This is a genomic window from Shewanella denitrificans OS217, from assembly GCF_000013765.1.
GTDB classification, from domain to species: domain Bacteria; phylum Pseudomonadota; class Gammaproteobacteria; order Enterobacterales; family Shewanellaceae; genus Shewanella; species Shewanella denitrificans.
Map to the genome: position 1 here is coordinate 2,194,901 of NC_007954.1, position 23,900 is coordinate 2,218,800.

Genomic DNA, 23,900 nt, shown 5'->3' on the forward strand with positions numbered 1-23,900 from the left:
TATGGCATTTAAAATCACCTCATCACCCCATGTGAGCCAAGGGATCCAAACTGCCACTGTAATGCGCCGCGTCGCCCTGTGCCTTATTCCTGGCATTCTAGTACAAACCTTGTTCTTTGGTTTCGGTAGCCTAATTCAGCTCTGCCTTGCCATCTTTACCGCTTATCTTGGCGAAGCCTTAGTGCTTAAAGCGAGGGGACGGCCGATTTTAATCACGCTCAAAGATAATTCTGCCTTAGTGACAGCCAGCTTATTGGCACTGTCCATACCGCCGCTGGCACCTTGGTGGCTTGTGGTGATAGGCAGTCTATTTGCTATCATCATAGTCAAACATCTCTATGGCGGCCTTGGGCATAATCTGTTTAATCCAGCCATGGCAGGCTATGTGGTATTACTGGTGTCCTTCCCGCTGCAAATGACCTCATGGGTCGCGCCTCAGGGCATAGCCCTTAACGGTGTTGATGCCCTGGCCGCTATGAAGGCTATTTTTGCTATTGGCCCAAGCTTAGGCAATGATTTTTACCGTTTAGGGGTTGATGGCATAGCCATGGCCACGCCCTTAGATACCATAAAAACAGATCTGTCACTTGGGCTCACTACCTTAGAAAGTTTTGCCAAACCCATCTTCGATGGCAGCTATGGTGTTGGTTGGTTTTGGGTTAACTTGGCCTACCTAGCGGGTGGCCTTGTCTTGCTTAAGCTGAAAGTCATTCGCTGGCACATTAGTGTCGGCATCTTAGCGGCACTGTTTGTTTGTGCAAGCTTTGGCTTTTTGATTAGCCCAGATACCCATGTTAGCCCGCTGTTTCACTGGTTTTCTGGTGGCACCATGTTAGCCGTATTTTTTATCGCGACCGATCCAGTCACTGCCGCAACCAGTCCTAGAGGCCGGTTAATTTTTGGTGCCAGCATAGGCATTATCATTTACCTTATCCGCACCTATGGAGGGTACCCTGACGCCGTCGCCTTTGCTGTGTTACTGGCAAATATGTGCGCGCCCTTTATCGATCATTATGTACGTCCCAGAACCTATGGTCACAGGAGTGCGAACTGATGCCACTTTTCAATAAACGCTTAGTCAACAATCCCATAAGCAAAAATGCCGCATTATTAGCCATTTTTGCACTCTGTTGTACTGGATTTGTAGCCGTCGTCAATTCATTAACTGCTGATACCATTGCCGAGCAGCAAAAAATGTATCTGGACAGCGTGTTAGAGCAACTTGTGCCCCACAAGATGGAAGATGATAACTTAAGTCAGCGCTGCATTCTGGTCACTAGCCCAGAACTCGGCAGTAAGGCACCATTATCGGCCTACCTTCTCGAGCGGGATAATGTCCTTGAAGCCATCGCCATTGAAGCTGTGGCACCCGATGGCTATAACGGCGAAATCAAACTGATCTTAGCCGTGGATGAGCACAATACCTTATTGGGTGTGCGCACCTTATCCCACCAAGAAACCCCAGGCTTAGGTGATAAAATTGAGCTGAGAAAATCCTCTTGGGTGCTCAATTTTGCCGGCAAAGCATTCAGTGCAGACGACAAAAGTTGGAAAGTAAAAAAAGATGGCGGTCAATTTGATCAATTTACCGGTGCAACCATTACCCCGAGGGCCTACGTTAAGGCCATCGCCAAGGCCTTAAGCTTTGTTGAGCAGCACAGACAGTCCTTGATCAAGAGCCATAACCCCTGTGGAGGCGAACTATGAGTCAATATCAAGAAATAGCCAAACAAGGGTTGTGGCACAATAACCCTGGTCTAGTGCAATTATTGGGGCTTTGCCCGCTGTTGGCGGTCACTGCCACTGTCACCAATGCCTTAGGCTTAGGTTTTGCCACCTTATTGGTACTGGTTGGCTCGAATATGTTGGTCTCGCTGGTTCGTGACTATGTGCCAAAGGAAATACGCATTCCCGTGTTTGTGATGATCATCGCTGCACTCGTAACCTCAGTGCAACTGCTTATCAATGCTTATGCCTATGGTTTATACCTGTCTCTTGGCATATTTTTGCCGTTAATTGTCACCAACTGCGTCATCATTGGCCGTGCAGAGGCCTTTGCTTCTCGTAACAATCTGGCGCACTCCGCCTTCGATGGCTTGATGATGGGCATAGGTTTTACCTGTGTGCTGGTCGTGCTCGGCGCTGGTCGTGAGCTACTCGGCCAAGGGACTTTATTTGAAGGCGCCGATTTATTACTCGGCGATTGGGCTAAAGCTTTAGTGATGCAAGTCTGGCAAGTGGATACCCCATTTTTGCTCGCGCTACTGCCCCCAGGTGCCTTTATTGGCATGGGATTATTGATTGCCGGTAAAAATGTTATCGATGCCCGTTTAAAAGCCCGCCAACCTAAAACGCAAGCTGAGCCTGTGGCTCGAGTACGCATCACTAAAGTCAGCTAGGGTTGTTATGAATAAAGAAAAGCGCATTCAAATTCTCACTCGCCTTAGGGATAATAACCCTAAGCCTGAGACCGAACTTAATTTTTCAAGCCCTTTTGAGCTGTTAGTGGCGGTGACATTATCGGCCCAGGCTACGGATGTGAGTGTCAATAAAGCCACTGACAAGCTATTTCCCGTCGCCAATACGCCCCAGGCTATTTTTGAACTGGGCGTCGACGGCTTAAAAAGTTACATAAAAACCATAGGTTTATATAACAATAAAGCCATCAATGTGATTAAAGCCTGTGAAATTTTAATCAATCAATATCAAGGCGAAGTCCCTGAAAACCGTGAAGCGCTGGAGTCTTTACCCGGTGTAGGCCGTAAAACCGCCAATGTAGTGCTCAATACGGCCTTTGGTTGGCCCACCATAGCGGTGGATACCCATATCGACCGTGTTTCTAATCGTACTAAGTTTGCTATGGGCAAAAACGTGGTAGAAGTTGAGCAAAAGCTACTTAAAGTAGTACCTGCTGAATTTAAAGTAGACGTTCACCACTGGCTCATTTTACACGGCCGCTACACCTGTATTGCCCGTAAACCACGTTGTGGTTCGTGTTTAATTGAAGACTTGTGCGAGTTTAAAGACAAGACTGAGTAGCATTAAACGCATGTGGTGAACCAATAAATCTTGCTCACCACAAATATTACGATCGAGAAGTTAACAATCACTTTCCATTTAATGATTGTTTCGCTTCTAAAAGCTTTCTTGCAAGCAAACTATCACCTACTGATTGTATTATTTGATTGTACCAACTGGTAAATAGCACCCTAATTAACCAATAAAACAACACGAATAGCATCAAATAAATAAGTGCATTACTATCAATAAAGCGAGGCCAATACTCAGAAGTGTTTGATGAAAAAGACATTACTGCACCTAATAGCGCAAAACAAGTTCTCCATGCATGCCTAACGATTCTGTGTTTTCCTGACAGGCCACCACGAATAATCATATTAAGATCCAATAATACAGCCAACGCGGCAACTGAGGCATGAGCTAGGAGTATAAACTTGAAGGTAGGGTGTAAATCTGTAGCCGTAAAAGCAAAATGAAATAGCCTGACACTTACTAGTGCAATCGCTATCATAGCTAGTATTTCAAAAATACCAGTGGAGTTTTCTTTTCTTATTATTACTGCCCATGCTGTAGCCCCATAGTAAAGAGTAAGCAGCGCCATCGTTGGATCGTCTGTAAGTAAAGCAGCACTTCCTGTCATAAAAAGCAATGATATGAAAAACAAGTTCCCTGATAATCGATGCTTGTATTGCCCTTTCATCACACTTAAAGCAACAAAACCAAACAACAGTAGCACTGAACCTGCAGCAATGTGAATGAATAGCATTTACATTCCTTGTAGAAATTAAAAACGATTATAAAGTCTAGAGAAAATTTAGCACTTTAAGTATTATTCAATTGTTACAAAAAAATTATATTCAATTGTTTTGTAACAATGATATTCAATGATGGGTCTGATTACATCTACTATCCCTGTACTTCGGCTGGCCCACCATAGCCGTGGATACTCATATTTTTAGAATGGCAAATCGCACGCGTTTCGCGCCGGGAAAGAATGTCCAAGAAGTCGAAGATCGTATGTTAAAAGTGGTACCGAGCGAGTTTAAAGTGGATGTCCACCACTGGTTTATTCTCCACGGCCGCTATACCTGCCTTGCCAGAAAGCCCCGCTGTGGTAGCTGCATCATCGAAGATTTATGTGAATTTAAAGAAAAAATTTACCCTGAGGATTAACCTTAGCGGCTGACCCTAACGCTAGCCCTAACGTTAAGGAAAATGTTAAGTGCTTAGTGTTAGCACAAGTAATTTAGCTAGCGTTAACACCCGTACTTAAGCTTGGGATCAAAACAAGGCGACAAAGAAAGCACTAAAACAAATTGCAATCACTAAGGTGGTGCCTAGGGCCATTTTAAGTTCTGTGGTCATGGTGCGCTCCTGTGAGACAGTCGATACACTGCCCTTTATTTTATTATGTAAATCAACTAAGCCAATGAAGCCGTGCTTGTGTCGCTGAGTTAAAATTAAGTCAGATAGAATATAACCAATAATTGTTGTGATGACGCGACTTATCCTTATCAGCACAGACACTATTGTCAATTTTGTGAGTTAACGCACGCGAAACATCCATTTATCAAGGAGTATTTCAATGTCCCAATTACTGCATACCATGATCCGTGTTGGCAATTTAGAGCGCAGCATCGCCTTTTACACTCAAGTCCTTGGGATGAAGTTACTCAGAACCTCAGAAAACCCTGAGTACAAGTACACCTTGGCTTTTGTGGGGTTTGGGGATGAGTCTAGTGGCCAGGCTGTAGTAGAACTCACTTATAACTGGGGCACAGACAGCTATGATCTAGGCACAGGCTTCGGCCATTTAGCCATAGGTGAAGTCGATATTTATCAGCGCTGCAAAGCCATTGCAGAAGCTGGCGGCACCATCATCCGTCAACCCGGTCCCGTAGCAGGTGGAACCACACACATCGCTTTTGTTGAAGATCCAGACGGTTACAAGATAGAACTTATTCAGTTAAAAGATGCCACAAAGGCATTAGGCTAAGCATAAGTGCATAATCGGCAGTGGCTTTAATCCAATTAGCTCAGAGACTTCTCCATGGGCACACAGGCCAATACCAGCCCGCGAGGTGAATGGTATTGGCTTAACTCATCGCCGATGAAACCGCAGCGACGATAAAAAGGCGCCGCATTCAAGGTGGCATCAAGTTTGAGTCGTCCTAGGCCCATTGCCATGGCTTGTTGTTCTAAATGCAAGAGCATGGCTTTAGCAGCGCCGCTGCCCATATGCTTAGGCTCAACAAAAATAGCATCAACAATACCAAGATAGAGCGCATCTTTCGCCGCTCTTAATTGCCCAGTGCCAATTATTTCACCATTAAGTTCTGTGACATAGAAACTCACAGCAACATCATCGAGAAATTCCTTAGACATGTCTCCTTGGGTCCAATGGGCTAACACTTGCTCATCATAATGGCCGCTACATTTGGCTAATATGGCGCGGCTTCTTAGGTCAAATATCTGCTTGGCATCATGACGACCGGCTTTTCTAATCTGGTAACTCGCTTCCCCTACCCCAAGTCTGTCCATATTCTGTTTATCCTAAAGAATGACAATTTTTAATATTTATTAACAGTAACTTAGCCTGTTATTTTCCACAAGCATCACCACTGGAAAATATTATTCTGGTGCACTTAGCGGTTGAATTTCAGCGGTATCCATTGATTAATGTTTGAATTATTAGAAAGAAAACGGCACTATTTCAGCATAATTAGCGAATATATTGGAACGATAATGAGCCGAGCAAAATCAACCTTAGAGCAGTGGCGCATTTTACAGGCGGTGGTCGATCACGGCGGCTATGCTCAGGCCGCTGAAAAACTCAATAAAAGCCAATCTTCGCTCAACCATGCGGTGGCCAAATTACAGCACCAATTAGGCATTCCTTTACTCGAAGTAAAAGGCCGCAAGGCCTATTTAACCGAGCAAGGTGAAGTTATGCTGCGCCGCTCTCGCCACCTCACTCAGACCGTCGAGGAACTTGAGCAGCTAGCCCATAACCTAGAGCAAGGCTGGGAGCCCAGTTTAACCCTAGGCAGAGAAATCATCTATCCTATGCCCTTGCTTGTCGCTGCGTTAAAAGCCTTCCTTCCCCACAGCCGCGGCACCCGAGTCACTATTTTAGACACTGTGCTATCGGGCACCAATGAGCTTATTAACGCGCAAAGTGTCGACATTTCCATTTGTGCAGTCCCTCCTAAGGGCTATATCAGTGAACCCTTATGTGAAATGGAGTTTTATCTGGTATCACACCCAAGCCATCCCTTGGCACAACTCACCCAGGTTGACGATGATAAGCAGTTGGCTCAGCATCTGCAGCTCGTTATCAAAGACACTGGCACCCTAGGGAGCTCAGACACGGGTTGGCTCAAGGCTGAGCAACGTTGGACGGTGGCTAACTTTCATGAGGCGAAAGAAATTCTCAATCAGGAAATGGGGTTTTGCTGGATGCCAAGGTTGCTTGTAGAACAAGACTTGACCGAAGGCAGGCTGGCGCGGATTTACTTGCTTGGCAGTCAAAGCCGCAAGGCTATGATGTCATTGGTTATTCCAAACCGTGACAGGCAAGGCCCAGCGGCTAAGTTACTAGAACAGTGTATATTGCAGCAACACAAACAAGCACAAAGCGACATTGAGCAGTGATATCTGTTGTAGAACGCCTGCTAAATGAGCAGATAATTAATACCAAAATGGGATTAAACAAGGCTTATCGACGATTAATGGTGACATCAGAAATATAGCCATGTTCGCTACTCAGCAGTGCTTGCTTTATCATCGACGCCGCTTCTGCCGCACTCATAAAACCTGTGGTATTAAGCTTTTTGCCGCTGGTTTGCCAAAATTCTGTCGCCATCCCGCCAGGATAAACGGCAATCAGCGACATAGGTTTACCTTTAAGTTCGAGACGTAAAGATTCTATTAATCCTTTAATGGCCCATTTCACCGCGCAATAGCTGCTCTCACCAGCTTTTGCTTGTAGCGCAGCTGTGGATAATACAATCACCACCCGTGTTGGCTCATCTTGGTAGCGCCTGACAAGCTCACTTAATAACAGCAAGGTTGCGGTGAGGTTGTTATTCACCAGATTAATGATCCCTTCACTGGTTTGCTCGGCCAATGCACCAAAATAGCCGCTGCCTGCGCAGTGGATCACTGTCTTAGGCGCATGGGGCAGGCTGTCTAACAAGGCCGTGACACTACTGGGATCATTGAGCACTGCGCTTTTTGATTGGATAGTCACGCCTTTATTCATACGGCTCACGTCGTCGACAACTTGACTAAGCTTGGCCTCATCACGGCCGGTAAGGTATAACTGCTGGCCATCGGCAGCATATTCATGGGAAAGCGCCGCTCCTAGGCCACTGCTTGCACCGGTAATTAAATACATAAACTAACCTTATTCTAAATCTCGTGATCTATATCCTAACCTAGCTTATGTTTGGTTCCTAAAATTTGTTAAATGGGTATAGTATTAACCACTTATCTCAATGGCTTTATTGCCTAGTCTAAAGGATTGCCCATGAGCCAACGCAGCATGCAAGCCCTGTTTAATCCAAGCTCCATCGCGGTGATCGGCGCATCGGCGAACCCAGAGCGGGCGGGCAATCTGGTCATGAAGAATTTGCTAGCTGGTGGTTTTAGTGGCCCTATCATGCCGGTATCCCCCAAATACACTGCGGTAATGGGGGTGCTCGCCTACCCAAGCATCATGATGCTGCCCATCAAACCCGATTTAGCCATCATTTGTACCCGCGCCAGCAGAGTGCCTGAATTAGTGGAAACCTTAGCTCAGTTTGGCTGTAAAACCGCCATCATTATGGCCTCAGGCATGGCGCAAGAAAGTGATGAAACAGGCCAAAACCTGCTTCATCTTGCCCTAGCCCATGCAAAACGCTACGGCATGCGGCTACTTGGGCCTAATTCGTTAGGCATGCTATTCCCCAACATTGGCCTTAATGCAAGCTTGACGCACACGAACGCGAAACTGGGTAAAATTGCTTTCTTATCCCAATCTTCAGCAATTTGCACTACTGTGCTGGATTGGGCGAACAATAAAGGCATAGGTTTTTCCGCGATAATTTCTTTAGGGGATGCCGCCGATGTCGATTTTGATGAATTACTGGATTATTTAGGCAAAGACAGCCAAACCAGCGCCATCATACTGTACTTAGATGCCATTAATGAGAAGCGGCACTTCTTATCAGCGGCGAGAGCGGCATCGAGAAACAAACCCATCTTGGTGCTCAAATCTGGCCGCAGTATTGAAGGCATGCAAGCGGCAAAACTGCATACGGGCGGCACTCAAGGTAATGATGCGGTGTATGACGCCGCCTTTCGCCGCGCGGGCATGTTAAGGGTTCATTCTTTAGTGGCACTGTTTGCGGCAGTTGAAAGTTTAGCTCACTCCATTCAACTTAAGGGTGAGCGCTTAGCCATTATCAGCAATGGTGGCGGCCCGGCGATATTGGCAGCAGATGAGTTAATTATAAAAGGAGGTAAATTAGCCCAACTTTCTGCCGCCACCACAGCAGCCTTATCAGCGGTATTACCTCGCGCTTGGTCGGGGCAAAACCCTATAGATCTTGTGGGAGATGCCAATGGACAGCGTTATTGCCAAGCATTAGCCGTAGTTTTTAACAGTGGGGATGCCGATGCTATTCTGATTTTGCACTCACCTTCAGCGAGCCAGGATAGCCTCACCATAGCTCAAGAGATCCACGACTGTATCAACACACTTCCTGCCCATAAAGGCATTAACATACTCACCAATTGGGCGGGAGAAGATTCGGCTTACCCTGCTAGAAAATTTTTAAATCGGGCGGGAATTGCCACCTATCGAACTCCAGAAGGCGCCGTTAACGCCTTTATGCAAATGGTCGAGTACCGCAGGAATCAAAAGTTACTGCAAGAAGTGCCTGTTTCTATCTCTAAACTTATCCCTAAGGACACGGTTAAGGCACGGCATTTATTGAATTTGGCACGCGCGCGTGGCCAGTATCAACTCGCCACTCATGAGACTGGAGAAATCTTAGCCGCATATGGGCTAAACACCATAGATACGGATTTTGCGCTTGATACTAAAGGCGCGCTCAAGATAGCCAAGCAGCTGGGATACCCAGTGGCGCTTAAACTTAAGTCCAATGACATAATGTATAAGAGTGATGTTCACTGTGTGATGTTAAATCTGCAAACAGAGGCTGAATTGATTCAGGCTGCACAGCAAATGCTCATTCGGGTTAACCAGACACTTCCCAATGCACACATAGAGGGGTTAATTATTCAGAAAATGGCTTTAACCGCGGGTGCACAAGAGTTACGGCTTGCGGTTATCCATGATGAAGTGTTCGGCCCAGCCCTCTGCCTTGGGGAAGGTGGCAGTGAATGGGATCCGACTCGAGATGCTGCCGTCGCCCTACCGCCATTAAACATGGCGTTAGCCAGATACATGCTTATTCAAGCATTAAAAACCAACAAGATTAAAGATAGGCACTTGCCTGCGGGTCTAGACCTTGATGCGATATGCGTCATCTTGACTAAAATTTCACAGTTGGTCATCGACTGTCCCGAAATTAAAAGCTTAGATATTAATCCACTATTAGCTAGCGGCGATAACATTTGTTGCTTAGATGTCTCAATGGAGTTAAATCCTCAAGAGACAGAGCCTCTCAATCGACTGGCTATCATGCCTTATCCGGTGGAATTAGAAGAAACGACGGCACTTAACAATGGCATGAATATTATGATAAGACCTATTTTGCCAGAGGATGAGCCGCAACATTTAGTCTTTGATAACGCCTTAAGCGCAGAAGACAGATACTTGAGATATTTTGGTGCTCGCTCAGCCATGACCCATGAAGAAATGGCGGTGCTAACGCAAATTGATTATGCAAGGGAAATGGCCTTTATTGCTACCTATGACAAGGACGGTGAAACAATAACCCTGGGGGCTGTACGCGCATCGATAGATCCTGATAATACCGAAGCCGAGTTTGCCATGGCGGTGCGCAGTGATTATCAAGGTTTAGGGCTGGGAAAGTTATTGCTACAAAAGATCATTGGTTACTATCAGCAGCAAGGGACAGAGCGTTTAACCGGCTATACCATGTTCACCAATCAAAATATGGCTCGCTTAGCCAAATCATTGGGCTTTATTGTGTCATTTGATATGGAAGAACAGCTCATTAAAATGGAGATGCCCTTAGCTAAATCATTCCAATAACCTATGAGAAACGACCTGCAAGCATTAGCTTTTAACACAATCACGGCCCGCTTGTTTGGCTTCATAAAGCTTCTCATCGGCACGCGATAGCAAGGTATCGGCATCATCACCTGTCTGTATACTCGCGACCCCAATGGATACTGTCACCTTGCCTAATTGTTGTTTCTTTTCTTTGCCCACAGTAAGTTGTTTGTGAGACACGAGTTCACGTAAATTATTGGCCAATGTTACCGCATCTTGCAGATCGGTACCTGGCAGCAGAATGACAAACTCCTCCCCCCCATAACGCGCCACAAAGTCGGCCCCTTTGACACCTTGTTTTAATGACAACGCCACATAGGCTAGGACTTTATCCCCAATAAGGTGACCATAAGTGTCATTAAAGCCTTTAAAGAGATCGATATCTATCATTAACAAGCTGCACACTGTTTGAGTCTGATTAAATTTAGCCACTTGCTCGACGGCAAACAATTCATATGCACGGCGATTATTAAGGGATGTCAATTCATCTGTCATCGCTACCTTACTGAGGTTATCCATCTCCTCTTTCAGGCGACTGAGTTCAAAATCTAGGGTGTTGAGATTGGATTTCATCTCCTCATTGTGACTGATGACTAAGTCCACTTCTGAAGAAATATTAACAATGATTTCGTTCAACACACCCACAGTTGGGTTATCTTGAAGCTGCTGATTATACCCTTCTAAACTCTCTGCAAAGCCTTGGGTTTCATCGTTCAGTTGATGAATTTTATTAAACAAACTCTTGATCAGTATTTGGGTCTCTATTTGTACATTTTGAATGATTTCAGGAGATTGCTCCTGGATAAAATTATTGTACAAACCCTGATTCACTTGCTTAGTAAAACGCACCTCATTGGCCAATAGGCCATCGATAGCACGTTTTAAATTGAGATTGGATTCTGAAAAATATTCATACCAAATAGCATAGTTTTCCGGAGTCACAGGAATATGCAATTTGGCCATTTGCGGAATAACCATTCTTAGAATATGCGCCGAATGATCCAGTTCTTTTGTATTCTCCATCCCTGTCTACCTATTCTAAGTTAAATGAGCCATGACATTTTATGGGGTTAGCTGAGGGTTAGCCGTGGTTAAGTATTCATCCTGTACTTATGGCACAGGCTAAGTATAGTTCGCTTTTTGATTTTGCTATTTTTTTACCTTGTACAGGAGAGAATTATTGATTAGCTTAGCCCCGAATTCAACTCCGAAGTGCGACACTCACCAAATTAAGCGGCTAATTGTTTAAACACAACAGCTGGCTGCTTAAACTTCAAACATTTCTTAGGTCTGTAATTAATCCTGTTCTGGGCAAATAAGATGATGGCGTCGCTTACTGTCCTTAAGTCAGTCCCTTTTTTTACATACTGCCTTAATAAACCGTTGGCATTTTCATTGGCGCCACGTTCCCAAGAACTATACGGATGAGCAAAGTAAAATGTTGTGTCTAACGCGTTGGCTATGACTTCATGATGAGCGAATTCACGACCATTATCGGCAGTTATAGTGTGCACATATTGCTTATAGGGCATCAATAATTCGATAGTCGCTTTAGTCACATCTTCAGCAGATTTTGAGGCCACTTTCTTTATTAAATAAAAACGGGTCTTTCGCTCTAAAATTGTCACTATTGAACCTGTCCCATGCTTGCCTAATACGGTATCGATTTCCCAATCACCGAAACGTTCGCGAGTATCAACAATGGCAGGTCTAGAGTCGATAGAGGTACCATTTTTAATCGCTGGCGCTTTCTCTTTTTTACCTCTGCGATAGCGCTTATGACCTTGCCGTAGATGGCGATATAGCTTGCCGCCTTGACGTTTATTCCTTGCCACAAAGCGGTAAATCCATTCATGACTAACAGCTTGGTTCATGCCCGATAACACCCGTGAAATCTGCTCTGGGCTCCAATCATGTTGCAGTAGGAAGCGGACGAAGTTTATTCTTGTATCGGGGATGGTATATTTGGCTGAATGACGCCGCATCTTACACGCACTGGCTTGAGCGCTGTCAGGGCAATAACCCTGCAGGGCATGACAACGTTTTAGTTCTCGATAGACAGTCGCACGATGACAATTGATAGCTTTTGCAATCAAAGCTATCGAAATACCCTGGTCTAAAAGGACTGAAATCTGATATCTTCTTCCCTCAGTCAACTGCTGATAACTCATAGTGATACTCTTTTTTCTTTGGCGAGATAAAGCCTACCACTTTCAGCAGTTGGCTTCTTCTACGCCTCAATTAAGAGTGTCGCAGTTATTATCTGAATTCGGGGCTAAATACAACTCAAAGGTTGCTTACCTCGGCCAATCTTAATCCTAGCTTCAACTGAACATAGAGGACATTTTAGTGATACTTAAGAAAAAAAACCAAGCAACACATCAAGTTCCCCCCAAAATAACCACTGCAATTTATTTATTTGCAGAAAAAAGAAGGCTTATTTCAATGCTAACCTCATCTAAGAAAGCCCTACTTCGCATGAGCACAATGCTTATCAGCTTAAGTGTAATACAGGCTTGCCAGGCAACTCCCGCCCCTGAAGTCGTGCTAACAAGCCCTGTAACTAGTCAAGTTTTTCATCAAGATAACGGCGCCACAGCGCTTAAAGGATTGGATAAGATACTTGCTGCAAACTTGCCTAAACCTACAGCCAATCAAGCAGTACACATCATCAAGGTCGACACTCTACCCGAGGCCAGTCAATATCAACTACAGGTACAAATTGGCCTTAATATTATGCAAGACTGTAATCAGCGCAGACTCATGGGTGAAGTGCAAAAAATCCCGTTAGCATTCGATGCTAATCAAGCAGCGAAGACAAGCCAAGGCGTGACACACTACTATTGGCTAGAGAGTTTAATGGAAGCACCTATGGTCACCCTGCCTTGTATCGAAGCAAAAAAAGCGACCTTTGTGCAACTTGGAGAAACCTTGTTGATAGAGTCAGGCGAATTCTCAGAAAATGTCTTTTATCTGCCTCAACAGGCTCAATTACGTTACCGTCTATGGCGCGCAACTGAAACCTGGCAGTACAGCCAATAGCAAAATAAAAAAGGTAGTGTTCAAATTTCTTCAGGTATTTTGACTAAATTAAATAAGTTTAAAGTAGGAAGAGACGTTACTTGACGTATGGCATTTATTAAATCTTTTTGCATTGAATTATGCTCTAGTTCAGTTAAAGCGCTACCTTTTTTAACTAAGTTTAGATAATATGTATTTGCGGATTCTGCAACCGCTACATCACCTAATACACTAATTTTATTTATCAATAACTGAAATGATTTTAAATTTTCACTATTAATTTCGTTCATCACGCTTTGTAAACTTAGAACAAGTTCAAGGTATAGAGATTTCTTTGATTCGGATAACTTATCTTGTTTGTCATTATCCCTCTCTTTTTCTTTTCTTAATTCCTCATTCTCTTCTTTTTTACATTGAGCTTTAAATTCTATTTCTTTAAGCTTCAACATGTGTTTATTAGATGCCTTGTTATTAAAATAACCAACAACAGTAGGAATAGTCGCACCGACAAGAGCCGATACTGCCGATATCAAAGCTGGGTTTAGCTCGTTCATTTATCTTCCTATATTTCCAAGTTACCTAACGCCGCGCTCGCCGGTAAATTAGGAGCGCAGCAAGTAATTTATCCGAATGTAGCACCTTATGTGCGCCCAGCATGGGCATTAACTAATGAGGTGAAAGTCCTCAGTATTTAATAGCATACTGTTATTAAACGTTAACTACTAGCGAATGGCAAGGGCTTATCTGCGAGAATCGATCTAGAGGAAGCCGCTAGCCTTTTTACTGATTAAGAATGCGAGCTGATGAACAACGACACCAAGGATGGTGGAGATAGGCGTTCTAAATGAACCGACCTCGGCAACATGCTCCTACGTTGCTCTACCTCCTGAATCTGACTTCCATGGACGGAGGAAATGCCATTTTGTTGCTAGGAGCATCATTGGCTATTCAGTCGTGTGCGAAGCCGAATGCAGGGTAGTTGGGGGCTGGAGCTTAGACACCTCCTGCTACCCGATTAGATGTTTCTACTAGCGCACTCTTTAGTTTTTCTGGCATCTCGTTTAATGCTTTACCATTAACAGCAGCTTGAGTTGCAAAGCCCATATAAGCTAAGAAAAAAATAACACCTGCAGTTATACCAATTGGTTTGGATAGTGATTGCAATTTGGATTTATGACTATCATTAAGCTTTGAGCCGACTACGTTTGTTATTTTTGTAAATAATGCTATTACACCAAAGAAAGATAAAATGGCTATTATTGAGATTATTGTAATTGGTATATACCAGCGCCAAAATATACGATTTTCTAGATCTTTATCACCTAGTATTTCATTGTCTTCAACACCTTCAAAATCACCAGACAAACTTAATTTAGCACTACCTTTTGCAGAATAAATTATTTGACCAGAAAAACCATCGCTATTTTCGAGTGTTTTAAAATTAAGATTCAAGGATGAGTCATTTATTTTAGTAAGTGTGGCTGATACAACATTATCTCTTGTTGACGCTATTATATTTTGATCCCTGATAACGACATCCTCTCCTTCTAATGTTAATACTAGATCCTCTAATATATCAGTAGACTTGATTGTATGGCGACCTTCATTCCAAAAGTTAAATTTTATTGCGATCACATCACCTTCAATTAAATTAGAGTTATTGTCTATAACGCTAATTTTTTCACTTCCTTTTTTATCTCCATTGGCAACTAAAGTTTGTACTGGATCGGTTAGAAAAACAGGTACTCGTTCAATTTTACTTGATAAATACATGTATGAAGATAGACCGATACTAATAACTAAACTGAGAATACCGAACCATTGTTTTTTGAAAAATAAGTACATCATAATCCTAAAGTTAATACTGAGCATCTAACAGCTTACTACACGGCGAGCCAGATAAAGCCTATCGTGTAAGTGATTGATTAAACGAATGCTACAACGCCTAAGCGTTTGAAGTAAAGCGGTTATTTCTTGCGGATTTCACAAGCAAACAAGGCGTTGCTGATAAAAGCGCTTTATCAATCTGTTGCAAACTGTTGCAAATAAAACTATTGATTAAAATTCATCAACTTAACATCCTTAAAAACTTGATTGCCCATTGTTAAACCCTTTTTAGTCAAATTTGAATGATTTGCGAGCTATTTGACGACAGTTACTGGGGAATTATCCACAAAAGCACTGCCACTGTGTATAAGTACAGTTATTGTAACGAGGCGCAGAATTTATACCTTCTTGCAGGCTTTTATTGCTAATGACCACACAGTCGCTAAAAGAAAGCCTTTAGGTTAGGTAAGCGAGTGCGTGTGTCGCAGGGATGCGGCGGTCGAGGCTACACGGACGTACTTGCGCCGTCATGAGAGGAGCTAACCTATCGGCTTTGTAATCTGATAGTTAACACTCAATAAATCCCCTGCTCTTGTCCATTGTTATTTGTTATTTGTTATTTGAAAAATCATACAAATTTAACATCCGCAGTTAACAAAAAAGCCCTGTATTAACCGTTTTTGTTAATACAGGGCTTTTCATATGCTTTATATCAAATGACTACTTGGGTACATCGGGGGTGATGATATTGAAATGTTGGTACGCCCTTGGGGTAACGATGCGCCCCCTTGGGGTACGCTGGATGAATCCTTGCTGAATTAAGAAAGGCTCCAACACGTCTTCTATGGTTTCCCTGTCTTCACCAATGGCGGCGGCTAAGTTATCTAGCCCCACAGGGCCACCCATAAATTTATCTATGATGGATAACAATAGCTTACGGTCGAGATAATCGAAGCCTTCTTGATCCACATCTAGCATATCTAATGCTTGCTGGGCGACATCTTCTGTGACTTCACCGGCAAATTTCACTTCGGCGTAATCCCGCACACGGCGCAGTAATCGATTGGCAATACGTGGCGTGCCGCGAGAGCGTTTTGCGATTTCATGGGCGCCGCCGGCATCGATTGCAAGCTCCATCACTTTGGCTGAGCGGGTAACGATAGTGCATAAGTCTTTGACGTTATAAAACTCTAACCGCAAAGGGATTCCAAAACGGGCTCTGAGCGGTGAGGTTAATGCCCCTGCCCGCGTGGTGGCGCCAATCAAGGTAAAAGGCGGCAAGTCTAACTTGATTGAACGAGCCGCAGGTCCCTCACCTATCATGATATCCAGCTGATAATCTTCCATGGCGGGATAGAGAATTTCTTCCACCACAGGGCTTAAACGATGAATTTCATCGATAAAAAGCACATCGCCTTCATCTAAATTGGTCAGTAATGCCGCCAAGTCGCCGGCCTTTTCTAGCACTGGGCCTGAGGTGGACTTAATGTTGACGCCCATCTCATTGGCAACAATCATCGCCAAGGTGGTTTTACCTAAACCTGGCGGGCCGAAGATCAACATATGATCTAAGGCTTCTTTACGGTTTATGGCCGCTTGAATGAAGATTTTAAGCTGAGCGCGAGTGTCATCTTGACCCGTGTAGTCATCTAAGAGTTTTGGCCGCATGGCCCTGTCTATATGCTCATCTTGAGCAAGGACTTGGGGCTGAATTAATCTATCTGCTTCTATCATGGCGCTCTCATTTTCTTATTAACAGACCTAACGGGCGGTTTAGGCTTAACTGACGTATCAGATATCACGGCTTAGCTAAGTAACTGCGGCCAAAAACCGCGGCACTGGAGCTATAACATGGATTTAAGCGCAAGCTTAATCAAGGTTTCCGTGTCCATGCCTTCTTTATACGCCTTAGAGACGGCGCGACTTGCTTGAGGCGGCTTATAACCTAGTGAGACTAAAGCGGAAATGGCATCTTCTTCAGCGTTTGCCGCAGGCGCTGTGTAATTGGTTTGCAGCATAAACTCGCGCTCATTGCCCACTGAGGCTTCAAGCAAACTTTTTAGTTTATCGCGCATTTCTACTACTAAACGCTCGGCGGTTTTCTTGCCAACACCGGGTAATTTAACCAAGGTGACGATGTCATCGCGCTCCACGCAAGAGACAAACTCCCCTGCGGTCATGCCAGATAAAATAGTTAACGCAAGCTTTGGGCCCACACCATTGGTTTTTATCAATAAGCGAAACAACGCGCGCTCTTGTTTAGTGATAAAACCATAAAGCAGCTGCGCATCTTCTCTGACCACAAAGTGGGTGTACAGGGTGGCACTCTGCTCAAGTTCTGGCAGTTCATAAAAGCTGGTCATTGGCACTTGCAACTCATAACCGACACCGCCCACATCCAAGACAATTTCTGGGGCGTGCTTTTCTACTAAAATGCCGTTCAATCTACCTATCATCTGTATCGTCCGTAAGTTCTGCTACTGGCTCGGCCGCCCATGGCCACCAAGCTTTGGTGAGTGTGATAATGACACAGGGCAACCCCTAGGGCATCGGCCGCGTCGGCCTGTGGCGCCGCGGGCAATTTGAATAATTGTTGGATCATGTGCTGCACTTGGGCTTTTTGCGCCCGCCCTGTACCCACAACCGCGCTTTTAATTTGAGTGGCACTGTATTCGGCCACCGGTAAATCAGCAAAGGTGGCAGCAACAATGGCTGCGCCGCGGGCTTGACCCAGCTTTAGGGCAGAATCGGCATTTTTTGCCATAAATACCCGCTCTATGGCAAATTGCTCGGGCTGATATTGGCGAATGATTTCGGTTAAGCCTTCAAAAATTTGCTTAAGGCGGATGGGCAGTTCATCAGAGCTGGTGCGAATACAGCCGCTACCTAGGTAAATTTGCTGTCGTCCTTGGCACTGTATGACGCCGTAACCTGTGATGCGTGAGCCGGGGTCAACCCCTAAAATGATGGCCATTAATCGAGCTGCGCCATAACATCATCGGAAATCTCGGCGTTATGATACACCTCTTGCACATCATCATGATCTTCTAAGGTGTCGATGAGACGCAAGAATTTTTCTGCGGTTTCAAGGTCAAGTTCGGCTTTAAGTGAGGCCAGCATGGTGACTTCAGCATTAAGGGCATTTAAGCCTGCACTGTCCAATGCATCTTTCACCTTGCCGAAAGTGTCTGGGCTTGTGAGCACATCCACTGAGCCATCATCATGGCTTATCACATCTTCGGCGCCCGCCTCTAAGGCTTGCTCCATCAAGACGTCTTCATCATTGCTGTTATCAAAAGAGATGATGCCAGATTTTGTGAACAAATAAGCCACCGAGCCGTCGGTGCCTAAATTACCGCCGGATTTATTAAAGGCATTGCGTACACCCGATACAGTGCGGTTACGGTTATCCGTCATGGTTTCCACCATCACAGCCGTGCCACCTGGGCCATAGCCTTCGTAAATAATGGTTTCTAACTGCTGACCGTCCAGCTCGCCGGCGCCGCGTTTAATGGCGCGCTCAACCGTGTCGCGGGTCATATTGTTGGACAAGGATTTATCGATTGCGGCACGAAGCCTAGGATTGGCGTCGGGATCTGAGCCGCCTTCACGGGCTGCGACCGTTAATTCGCGAATAAATTTGGTGAAAAGTTTGCCACGCTTAGCGTCTTGCGCTGCTTTGCGGTGCCTAATATTGGCCCATTTACTATGACCTGCCATATTACTTCTCCTTTACTATAAAAACAGACCGAGGCATAAGCCTCGGTACTGGGTAACACATTCAAACTGGGTCTTACTGTCGACTAAGTTTGGCTTATTCGCCGTCAGCAACTTTCACCTTTTCAACCACCTTGATACCTAACTCAGTTAATTGAGCTGGGTTAGCAAAACCTGGTGCATTAGTTAATGGACAAGCAGCTGTGGTGGTCTTAGGGAAGGCCATCACATCGCGGATTGAGGTGGCGCCCGTCATTAGCATTATGATGCGATCAAGACCAAAGGCTAAACCTGCGTGTGGCGGCGTGCCATAACGTAGGGCTTCCAATAAGAAACCAAACTTCTCTTTGGCTTCCTCTTCTTCGATGCCCAGAATACGGAACACGGCACTTTGCATTTCAGCGTTATGAATACGCACCGAACCGCCGCCTAATTCGCAGCCGTTTAATACCATGTCATAGGCATCGGATACACGGTTAGCTGGGTTGGCTTCAAGTTCTGCAGCCGTCACGCCGCGAGGGGCAGTAAACGGATGGTGAACCGCGTGGAAACCGCCGTTAATTTTTTCAAACATGGGGAAGTCGATGACCCAAAGCGGACGCCACTGACCTTCGAGTAATTCAAAGTCTTCACCGGCTTTTAAGCGCAATGCGCCCATGGCTTCGGCAACAACGTTGGCTTTATCGGCACCAAATAAGATGATGTCGCCAGTTTGTGCGCCAGTGCGGCTGATGATGTCATTAACGATTGATTCAGTTAAGAACTTAAGCACAGGGGATTGAATGCCTTCCATGCCTGCGGCTAAATCGTTTATTTTCATCCATGCTAGGCCTTTGGCGCCATAAATGCCAACAAACTTAGTGTAATCATCAATTTGCTTACGTGAAAGCGTGGCCCCATTTGGAATGCGCAGCGCGGCAACCCGGCCTTCTTCATCGTTAGCTGGGCCATTGAATACCGCAAACTCCACCTCTTTTAGTAAGTCAGCCACATCGACTAACTCAAGTGGGTTACGTAAATCTGGCTTGTCTGAACCAAAACGCCGCATGGCTTCGTTATAGGTCATGCGAGGGAACTCGCCGAGGTCCACATTTAATAGCTCAAGGAACAAACCACGCATCATTTCTTCGGTTTTGACCATCACTTCTTCAGAGGTCATAAACGAGGTTTCGATATCGATTTGGGTAAATTCTGGTTGACGGTCGGCACGTAAGTCTTCATCACGGAAGCACTTAACGATTTGGTAATAACGATCAAAGCCTGACATCATTAACAACTGTTTGAACAGCTGTGGCGACTGAGGTAAGGCAAAGAACTGACCCTTGTAGGTGCGGCTCGGCACTAAATAGTCGCGGGCCCCCTCTGGGGTTGCCTTAGTTAAAATCGGGGTTTCTATGTCCAAGAAGCCGTTACTGTCGAGGAAACGACGCACTGCACTGGTGACTTTAGCGCGGAAAATTAAGCGTTCGGCCATTTCTGGGCGACGTAAGTCTAAATAACGGTACTTAAGGCGTTGCTCTTCGCTGTTATTCTGGTGATTGTCCATGCTTAATGGCAATGGCGCTGACGCATTGATTATGGTTAAGCCTTTGCCTAACACTTCAATTTCACCGGTTTTCATTTGACTGTTGATTTGGCTATCGGGACGGGCGCGAACTAAACCTGTAACTTGAACACAAAACTCACCGCGCAAGCTGCTGGCCACATCGAAGACATCTTTTAGATCTGGATCATAGACGACTTGCACTAAGCCTTCTCTGTCGCGTAAATCTAAGAAAACCACACCGCCTAAGTCACGGCTGCGGTTAACCCAACCCACTAAGGTAACTTCTTGACCCAGATGAGACCTATTGATGTCTCCACAATAATGACTGCGCATTCAACCCTATCCTTTATTCCAAAAAACCAAGCGGCTTATAAAAACCCTAATTGGGCGGCATTATAGTAAAAAAATGCCCGCAACCAAAGCACTTAAACTGAGATGTTTGCCAGTATTAAGTAGATTGAGGCAATTAACCAGAACTCTAGGGCAAGTATTTGCTGTTAGGCCATCCATCTGGCTGAAAAATGTTCAGGCTGGCGAAATTTAGCCCAAGGCTCAGTCATGTTTCTCTTGATACATTTTTCTGTCGGCAATGCGCATCAAATTGATGGCATCATCTGCATCGTCGGGATAAATGGCAATGCCAATGCTTGCGCCTACTGTCACCTGCACCCCGTTGATAATAAAGGCTTGGGTTAGGGCTGAGCGAATAGCACTTTCCACTAACTTAGCTTGGGCTAAACTCTCAATGTTATTCAACAACACCACAAATTCATCCCCCCCAAAGCGGGCCAAGGTATCCGATTGCCTTAACACTTGGTTCAATCGCTCTGCCACTTGGATAAGCAGAGCGTCACCCGTTGGATGACCATGGGTGTCATTAACTTGTTTAAAGCCATCTAAATCGATAAATAACAACGCAAATTTATACTCACTTCTATAATGGGAAAGCACAGCCTGCTGCAATCTGTCATCCAATAAATTTCGGTTGGGTAAATCAGTTAAACTGTCGTACTGGGCCAGGTGAATTAAGGCGAGTTCTGCCTGTTTGCGTCGTTCAATTTCTGCTTTTAAGCGGCGATTAATTAACAAGGTTAGCACCACAATGACTAGCACTATGCTCAAAACAATCAATGAGATGAAAAACCAGTGCAGGTATTTACCAAAATCAGACTCAAGCTCAATAGAGACCCATTTCTGATTGATTTTTTGCTGCATGGCTTCGTCTATGGTACCTAAGGCACGGTTAAGGGGTTCCAGTAGCGGTGCAATTCCAGGATAAATGCCTATGTGACTTTGACGTTGGGCAAGGTCGGTTAACACAGCAATTTTTAAATTGGGATAGTCATGATTTTTAAGGGCATTGGCCAAAGTCACCACTTGCTCGATTAGACCATCCACTTTAGCTTGAGACACCAAACTAAGGCCTTCTTTTATGTCTTTTACCATCACAAGTTCAATACCTGGGTATTGACTGATTAATTCTTTAACTAAATTATAGCCTTCGACGACAGCCACTCGCTGACCATGCAGCTGAGTCAAATCGAATACACTGGCCTGATTAAAATTGCTGACCAATGCCCAAGGCGATGGCCAATAGGGGGCAGAAATAAGCAAGTCCCTGTCCCTGTGTTTACCGACACTGCCAACCAGCTGAATATCCCCTTGGACTATGTCAGCCATTAACTTCTTCCAGTCATCATAGGCCACAGGCAATATTGTTATGCCTAACTGTTTACTGATGATTTCGCGAATATCATTATTAATTCCTAAAAATTCATCGTCATCGCCTTCAAATTCCATCGGCGCCCAGTCCTTCAGATAGCCCATTTTTATCGCCCCTAAACTATCCAAGTACTGGCGTTCTTGAGATGAAAAAATGATCTGTGAGTTTTGTGCTTGGCTTCTTCTGTCTTCTGGGTTAATCAGCCATTTCTGTTCGATTTGAGCTAACTCTTTATGATTAATCAACATAAAGCCCGCTTTAATGCGATCAGCCAAACCACTGTCTTCAAGGCGGGTTAAACTGTACATCTGGGTTTCAAAATCGAGCCCATCAAATTGATGATAATCGGCCCAGATTTTATTTTTGAGTAGGTGGTGTGTGGTCATCGCCCCTGAAGCAATAAATCCAGAGATGCTGCCCTTATTAGCAGCGTCAATCATTAAACCTAAGCTGTCATAAAACTTGATATGCACCCCGGGAAGCTGTGCGGTAATTTGAGATAAATAAGGGGCGGTGGGAAAGACGCCAATACGCATCCCTTTTAGCTCAGCCTTATTGTTCAGTGGGGATTTATGCATAAAGAGTCGGCTTTTGAGGCTAAAAATCTGCCATGCCTGCTTAAGACCGCTATTGAGCTCATGACTTTCTGGGTAGCCCATGTGCACATCGGCATTACCTTGTCTCACATCTGTGATGGAGTCGGTCATATTGCTGGCTAAAAATTCGATATTAATACCGGTTTTTGTCGACCAGAGCCGCCAAATATCGATAAACATGCCATAGGGCTGACCATCGGGGCCAAGGTCCATAAAAGGCTCAACCCCAGCCTGCCCAGCAATAACAATACCCGTCGTCTTTCTATGATAGCCAAGCCAGCGGCGCTCAATACGCTCAAGCTCCTGCGGATTTAGTTTTGAGAATCCTTCATTGATCACTTCTATTAACTTAGGATTATTCGCACCTATGGCAGGTGACAATAAGGTGTTTTGAATAAGGATCCGCATCGAACCTGTAAAGGTTTCACCGATATTTTTCTCCAGTGTTAACCCTCTTTGGTAGCCTTCAATACCCGCAAATACATAGACTTCACCCCGAGATACCCCTTCGAGCAAGGCTTCACGATTCTTATACTCACGAAAGGTCAATTTAGGTTCTATGGTAAGTAAATTACTTTCATGGGCGGAGCCTGCTACCACACCTATTTGAAATGGAATAAGCTCAGATATCGTGGTTTTAGATGCAATATCTGAGTGTAAATACAAGTAACTTTTAATGCCGCCTATGGGGTTTGCAAAATGAAATATTTTTTCACGCTCTGGGGTGATGGCCATGCCCACATGCACTGTGTTGGGGCTATTGGTGATTTGATTTAAGCTTTCTTGCCAATGGCGGGCCACAAAAATGACCTCTATACCGGTTTTTAAGGACCATTGACGCCATAGGTCCACAAGCAGACCCGCGGGTTCCCCCTCTTCGTTCAGAAATTGGATCGGGTAACTGCCCTCCCCAAGCACCAATTTTAGCGGCTCATCGAAGGATAAATCCGCGTCAGCCGTTGCCGCTTCAAGTTCGGAGCCGAGAAAAAGAAATACGCTACAAAGCACTAAGCTCAACCATTTCATGACGAGGTTTTTATCTCCGAAGATTAATCATAAAAAGTAAATAGTCTGAATAGATTAATGAGCGATTCAGGTTTTTTCATCCCTTTATCGGCATTTCTTCATATTAGCTAAGATAAATTACAGTTAACTTAGCGCTTATTCACCTTTATTTTGCAATTAACGGCTATTAAACAA

The 23,900-nt window shown here is 44.7% G+C and carries 21 protein-coding genes and 2 pseudogenes; 9 read left to right on the plus strand and 14 right to left on the minus strand.

Translation table 11 applies throughout. The features are described from left to right. Nucleotide 1: 1 nt before the first annotated feature. The 4 genes and pseudogenes from rsxD to nth all read left to right on the plus strand — a co-directional run bounded on the left by rsxD (nucleotide 2) and on the right by nth (nucleotide 3,039). Nucleotides 2-1,054, plus strand: coding sequence for an electron transport complex subunit RsxD (gene rsxD / locus SDEN_RS09745; RefSeq protein WP_011496306.1), 1,053 nt, complete (start codon nucleotides 2-4; stop codon nucleotides 1,052-1,054). After that, nucleotides 1,054-1,750 (plus strand): annotated as a pseudogene (gene rsxG, locus SDEN_RS09750) (electron transport complex subunit RsxG). Before rsxD ends, rsxG begins: the two are co-directional and overlap by 1 nt. Then, the gene (locus SDEN_RS09755) at nucleotides 1,704-2,399 is read left to right on the plus strand and encodes an electron transport complex subunit E (RefSeq protein WP_011496308.1); all 696 of its coding nucleotides are present in this window, start codon (nucleotides 1,704-1,706) and stop codon (nucleotides 2,397-2,399) included. Before rsxG ends, SDEN_RS09755 begins: the two are co-directional and overlap by 47 nt. A 7-nt stretch (nucleotides 2,400-2,406) precedes the next feature. Next, nucleotides 2,407-3,039, plus strand: coding sequence for an endonuclease III (gene nth, locus SDEN_RS09760; protein ID WP_011496309.1), 633 nt, complete (start codon nucleotides 2,407-2,409; stop codon nucleotides 3,037-3,039). Nucleotides 3,040-3,106: 67 nt separating this feature from the next. Here the strand turns inward: nth and SDEN_RS09765 are convergent, their stop codons facing one another. Continuing rightward, entirely contained in the window at nucleotides 3,107-3,784 is a 678-nt protein-coding gene (locus SDEN_RS09765; RefSeq protein WP_011496310.1) for a hypothetical protein, read from the minus strand. Nucleotides 3,785-3,921: 137 nt separating this feature from the next. Here SDEN_RS09765 and SDEN_RS09770 point away from each other — a divergent pair. Next, nucleotides 3,922-4,191: pseudogene (locus tag SDEN_RS09770) on the plus strand (endonuclease III); the annotation flags it as partial. Between the two features lie 108 nt (nucleotides 4,192-4,299). On the opposite strand, the gene SDEN_RS09775 reads toward SDEN_RS09770, so the two are convergent. Continuing rightward, entirely contained in the window at nucleotides 4,300-4,539 is a 240-nt protein-coding gene (locus tag SDEN_RS09775; protein ID WP_198134635.1) for a hypothetical protein, read from the minus strand. Between the two features lie 64 nt (nucleotides 4,540-4,603). On the opposite strand from SDEN_RS09775, the gene gloA reads away from it, so the two are divergent. Further along, nucleotides 4,604-5,014 carry a lactoylglutathione lyase gene (gloA, locus tag SDEN_RS09780; RefSeq protein WP_011496313.1) on the plus strand — a complete coding sequence of 137 codons (411 nt, stop codon included), beginning with the start codon at nucleotides 4,604-4,606 and terminating at the stop codon, nucleotides 5,012-5,014. Between the two features lie 35 nt (nucleotides 5,015-5,049). Here the strand turns inward: gloA and SDEN_RS09785 are convergent, their stop codons facing one another. Beyond that, nucleotides 5,050-5,559, minus strand: a complete 510-nt coding sequence (locus SDEN_RS09785) for a GNAT family N-acetyltransferase (protein WP_011496314.1) — start codon at nucleotides 5,557-5,559, stop codon at nucleotides 5,050-5,052. Between the two features lie 204 nt (nucleotides 5,560-5,763). On the opposite strand from SDEN_RS09785, the gene SDEN_RS09790 reads away from it, so the two are divergent. Next, complete coding sequence (locus SDEN_RS09790) at nucleotides 5,764-6,672, plus strand: LysR family transcriptional regulator (protein WP_041405750.1); 909 nt, start codon at nucleotides 5,764-5,766, stop codon at nucleotides 6,670-6,672. A gap of 64 nt (nucleotides 6,673-6,736) precedes the next feature. Here the strand turns inward: SDEN_RS09790 and SDEN_RS09795 are convergent, their stop codons facing one another. Further along, a complete protein-coding gene (locus tag SDEN_RS09795) occupies nucleotides 6,737-7,417 on the minus strand; it encodes an SDR family NAD(P)-dependent oxidoreductase (RefSeq protein ID WP_011496316.1) in 681 nt (226 codons plus the stop codon). 132 nt (nucleotides 7,418-7,549) lie between these two features. Between SDEN_RS09795 and SDEN_RS09800 the strand changes: the two genes are divergently transcribed. Then, on the plus strand, nucleotides 7,550-10,249 hold the full coding sequence (locus tag SDEN_RS09800) for a bifunctional acetate--CoA ligase family protein/GNAT family N-acetyltransferase (protein ID WP_011496317.1): 2,700 nt from the start codon (nucleotides 7,550-7,552) through the stop codon (nucleotides 10,247-10,249). Nucleotides 10,250-10,273: 24 nt separating this feature from the next. Here SDEN_RS09800 and SDEN_RS09805 read toward each other — a convergent pair whose 3' ends face one another. Further along, nucleotides 10,274-11,293, minus strand: coding sequence for a GGDEF domain-containing protein (locus tag SDEN_RS09805; RefSeq protein ID WP_011496318.1), 1,020 nt, complete (start codon nucleotides 11,291-11,293; stop codon nucleotides 10,274-10,276). 206 nt (nucleotides 11,294-11,499) lie between these two features. Beyond that, on the minus strand, nucleotides 11,500-12,441 hold the full coding sequence (locus SDEN_RS09810) for an IS30-like element ISSde3 family transposase (protein ID WP_011494504.1): 942 nt from the start codon (nucleotides 12,439-12,441) through the stop codon (nucleotides 11,500-11,502). A 274-nt stretch (nucleotides 12,442-12,715) separates the two neighbouring features. Between SDEN_RS09810 and SDEN_RS09815 the strand changes: the two genes are divergently transcribed. Continuing rightward, entirely contained in the window at nucleotides 12,716-13,312 is a 597-nt protein-coding gene (locus SDEN_RS09815; RefSeq protein WP_041405751.1) for an ecotin family protein, read from the plus strand. Nucleotides 13,313-13,332: 20 nt separating this feature from the next. On the opposite strand, the gene SDEN_RS09820 is transcribed toward SDEN_RS09815, so the two are convergent. The 8 genes from SDEN_RS09820 to SDEN_RS09855 all read right to left on the minus strand — a co-directional run bounded on the left by SDEN_RS09820 (nucleotide 13,333) and on the right by SDEN_RS09855 (nucleotide 23,726). Next, the gene (locus SDEN_RS09820) at nucleotides 13,333-13,845 is read right to left on the minus strand and encodes a hypothetical protein (RefSeq protein WP_011496320.1); all 513 of its coding nucleotides are present in this window, start codon (nucleotides 13,843-13,845) and stop codon (nucleotides 13,333-13,335) included. A gap of 439 nt (nucleotides 13,846-14,284) precedes the next feature. Further along, nucleotides 14,285-15,139 (minus strand): hypothetical protein, encoded by an 855-nt coding sequence (locus tag SDEN_RS09825; protein WP_198134636.1) that lies wholly within the window; start codon nucleotides 15,137-15,139, stop codon nucleotides 14,285-14,287. 699 nt (nucleotides 15,140-15,838) lie between these two features. Beyond that, a complete protein-coding gene (gene ruvB, locus SDEN_RS09830; RefSeq protein ID WP_011496322.1) occupies nucleotides 15,839-16,852 on the minus strand; it encodes a Holliday junction branch migration DNA helicase RuvB in 1,014 nt (337 codons plus the stop codon). 110 nt (nucleotides 16,853-16,962) lie between these two features. Further along, nucleotides 16,963-17,574, minus strand: coding sequence for a Holliday junction branch migration protein RuvA (gene ruvA / locus SDEN_RS09835; RefSeq protein ID WP_011496323.1), 612 nt, complete (start codon nucleotides 17,572-17,574; stop codon nucleotides 16,963-16,965). After that, nucleotides 17,571-18,092, minus strand: a complete 522-nt coding sequence (ruvC, locus tag SDEN_RS09840) for a crossover junction endodeoxyribonuclease RuvC (protein ID WP_011496324.1) — start codon at nucleotides 18,090-18,092, stop codon at nucleotides 17,571-17,573. The genes ruvA and ruvC overlap by 4 nt, the downstream gene beginning before the upstream one ends. Then, nucleotides 18,092-18,838 carry a YebC/PmpR family DNA-binding transcriptional regulator gene (locus tag SDEN_RS09845; RefSeq protein ID WP_011496325.1) on the minus strand — a complete coding sequence of 249 codons (747 nt, stop codon included), beginning with the start codon at nucleotides 18,836-18,838 and terminating at the stop codon, nucleotides 18,092-18,094. The genes ruvC and SDEN_RS09845 overlap by 1 nt, the downstream gene beginning before the upstream one ends. A 94-nt stretch (nucleotides 18,839-18,932) precedes the next feature. Then, complete coding sequence (aspS, locus tag SDEN_RS09850; protein WP_011496326.1) at nucleotides 18,933-20,714, minus strand: aspartate--tRNA ligase; 1,782 nt, start codon at nucleotides 20,712-20,714, stop codon at nucleotides 18,933-18,935. A 219-nt stretch (nucleotides 20,715-20,933) separates the two neighbouring features. Next, nucleotides 20,934-23,726: a diguanylate cyclase domain-containing protein gene (locus SDEN_RS09855; RefSeq protein ID WP_011496327.1), complete on the minus strand. Its 2,793-nt coding sequence runs from the start codon at nucleotides 23,724-23,726 to the stop codon at nucleotides 20,934-20,936. Nucleotides 23,727-23,900: the final 174 nt, after the last annotated feature.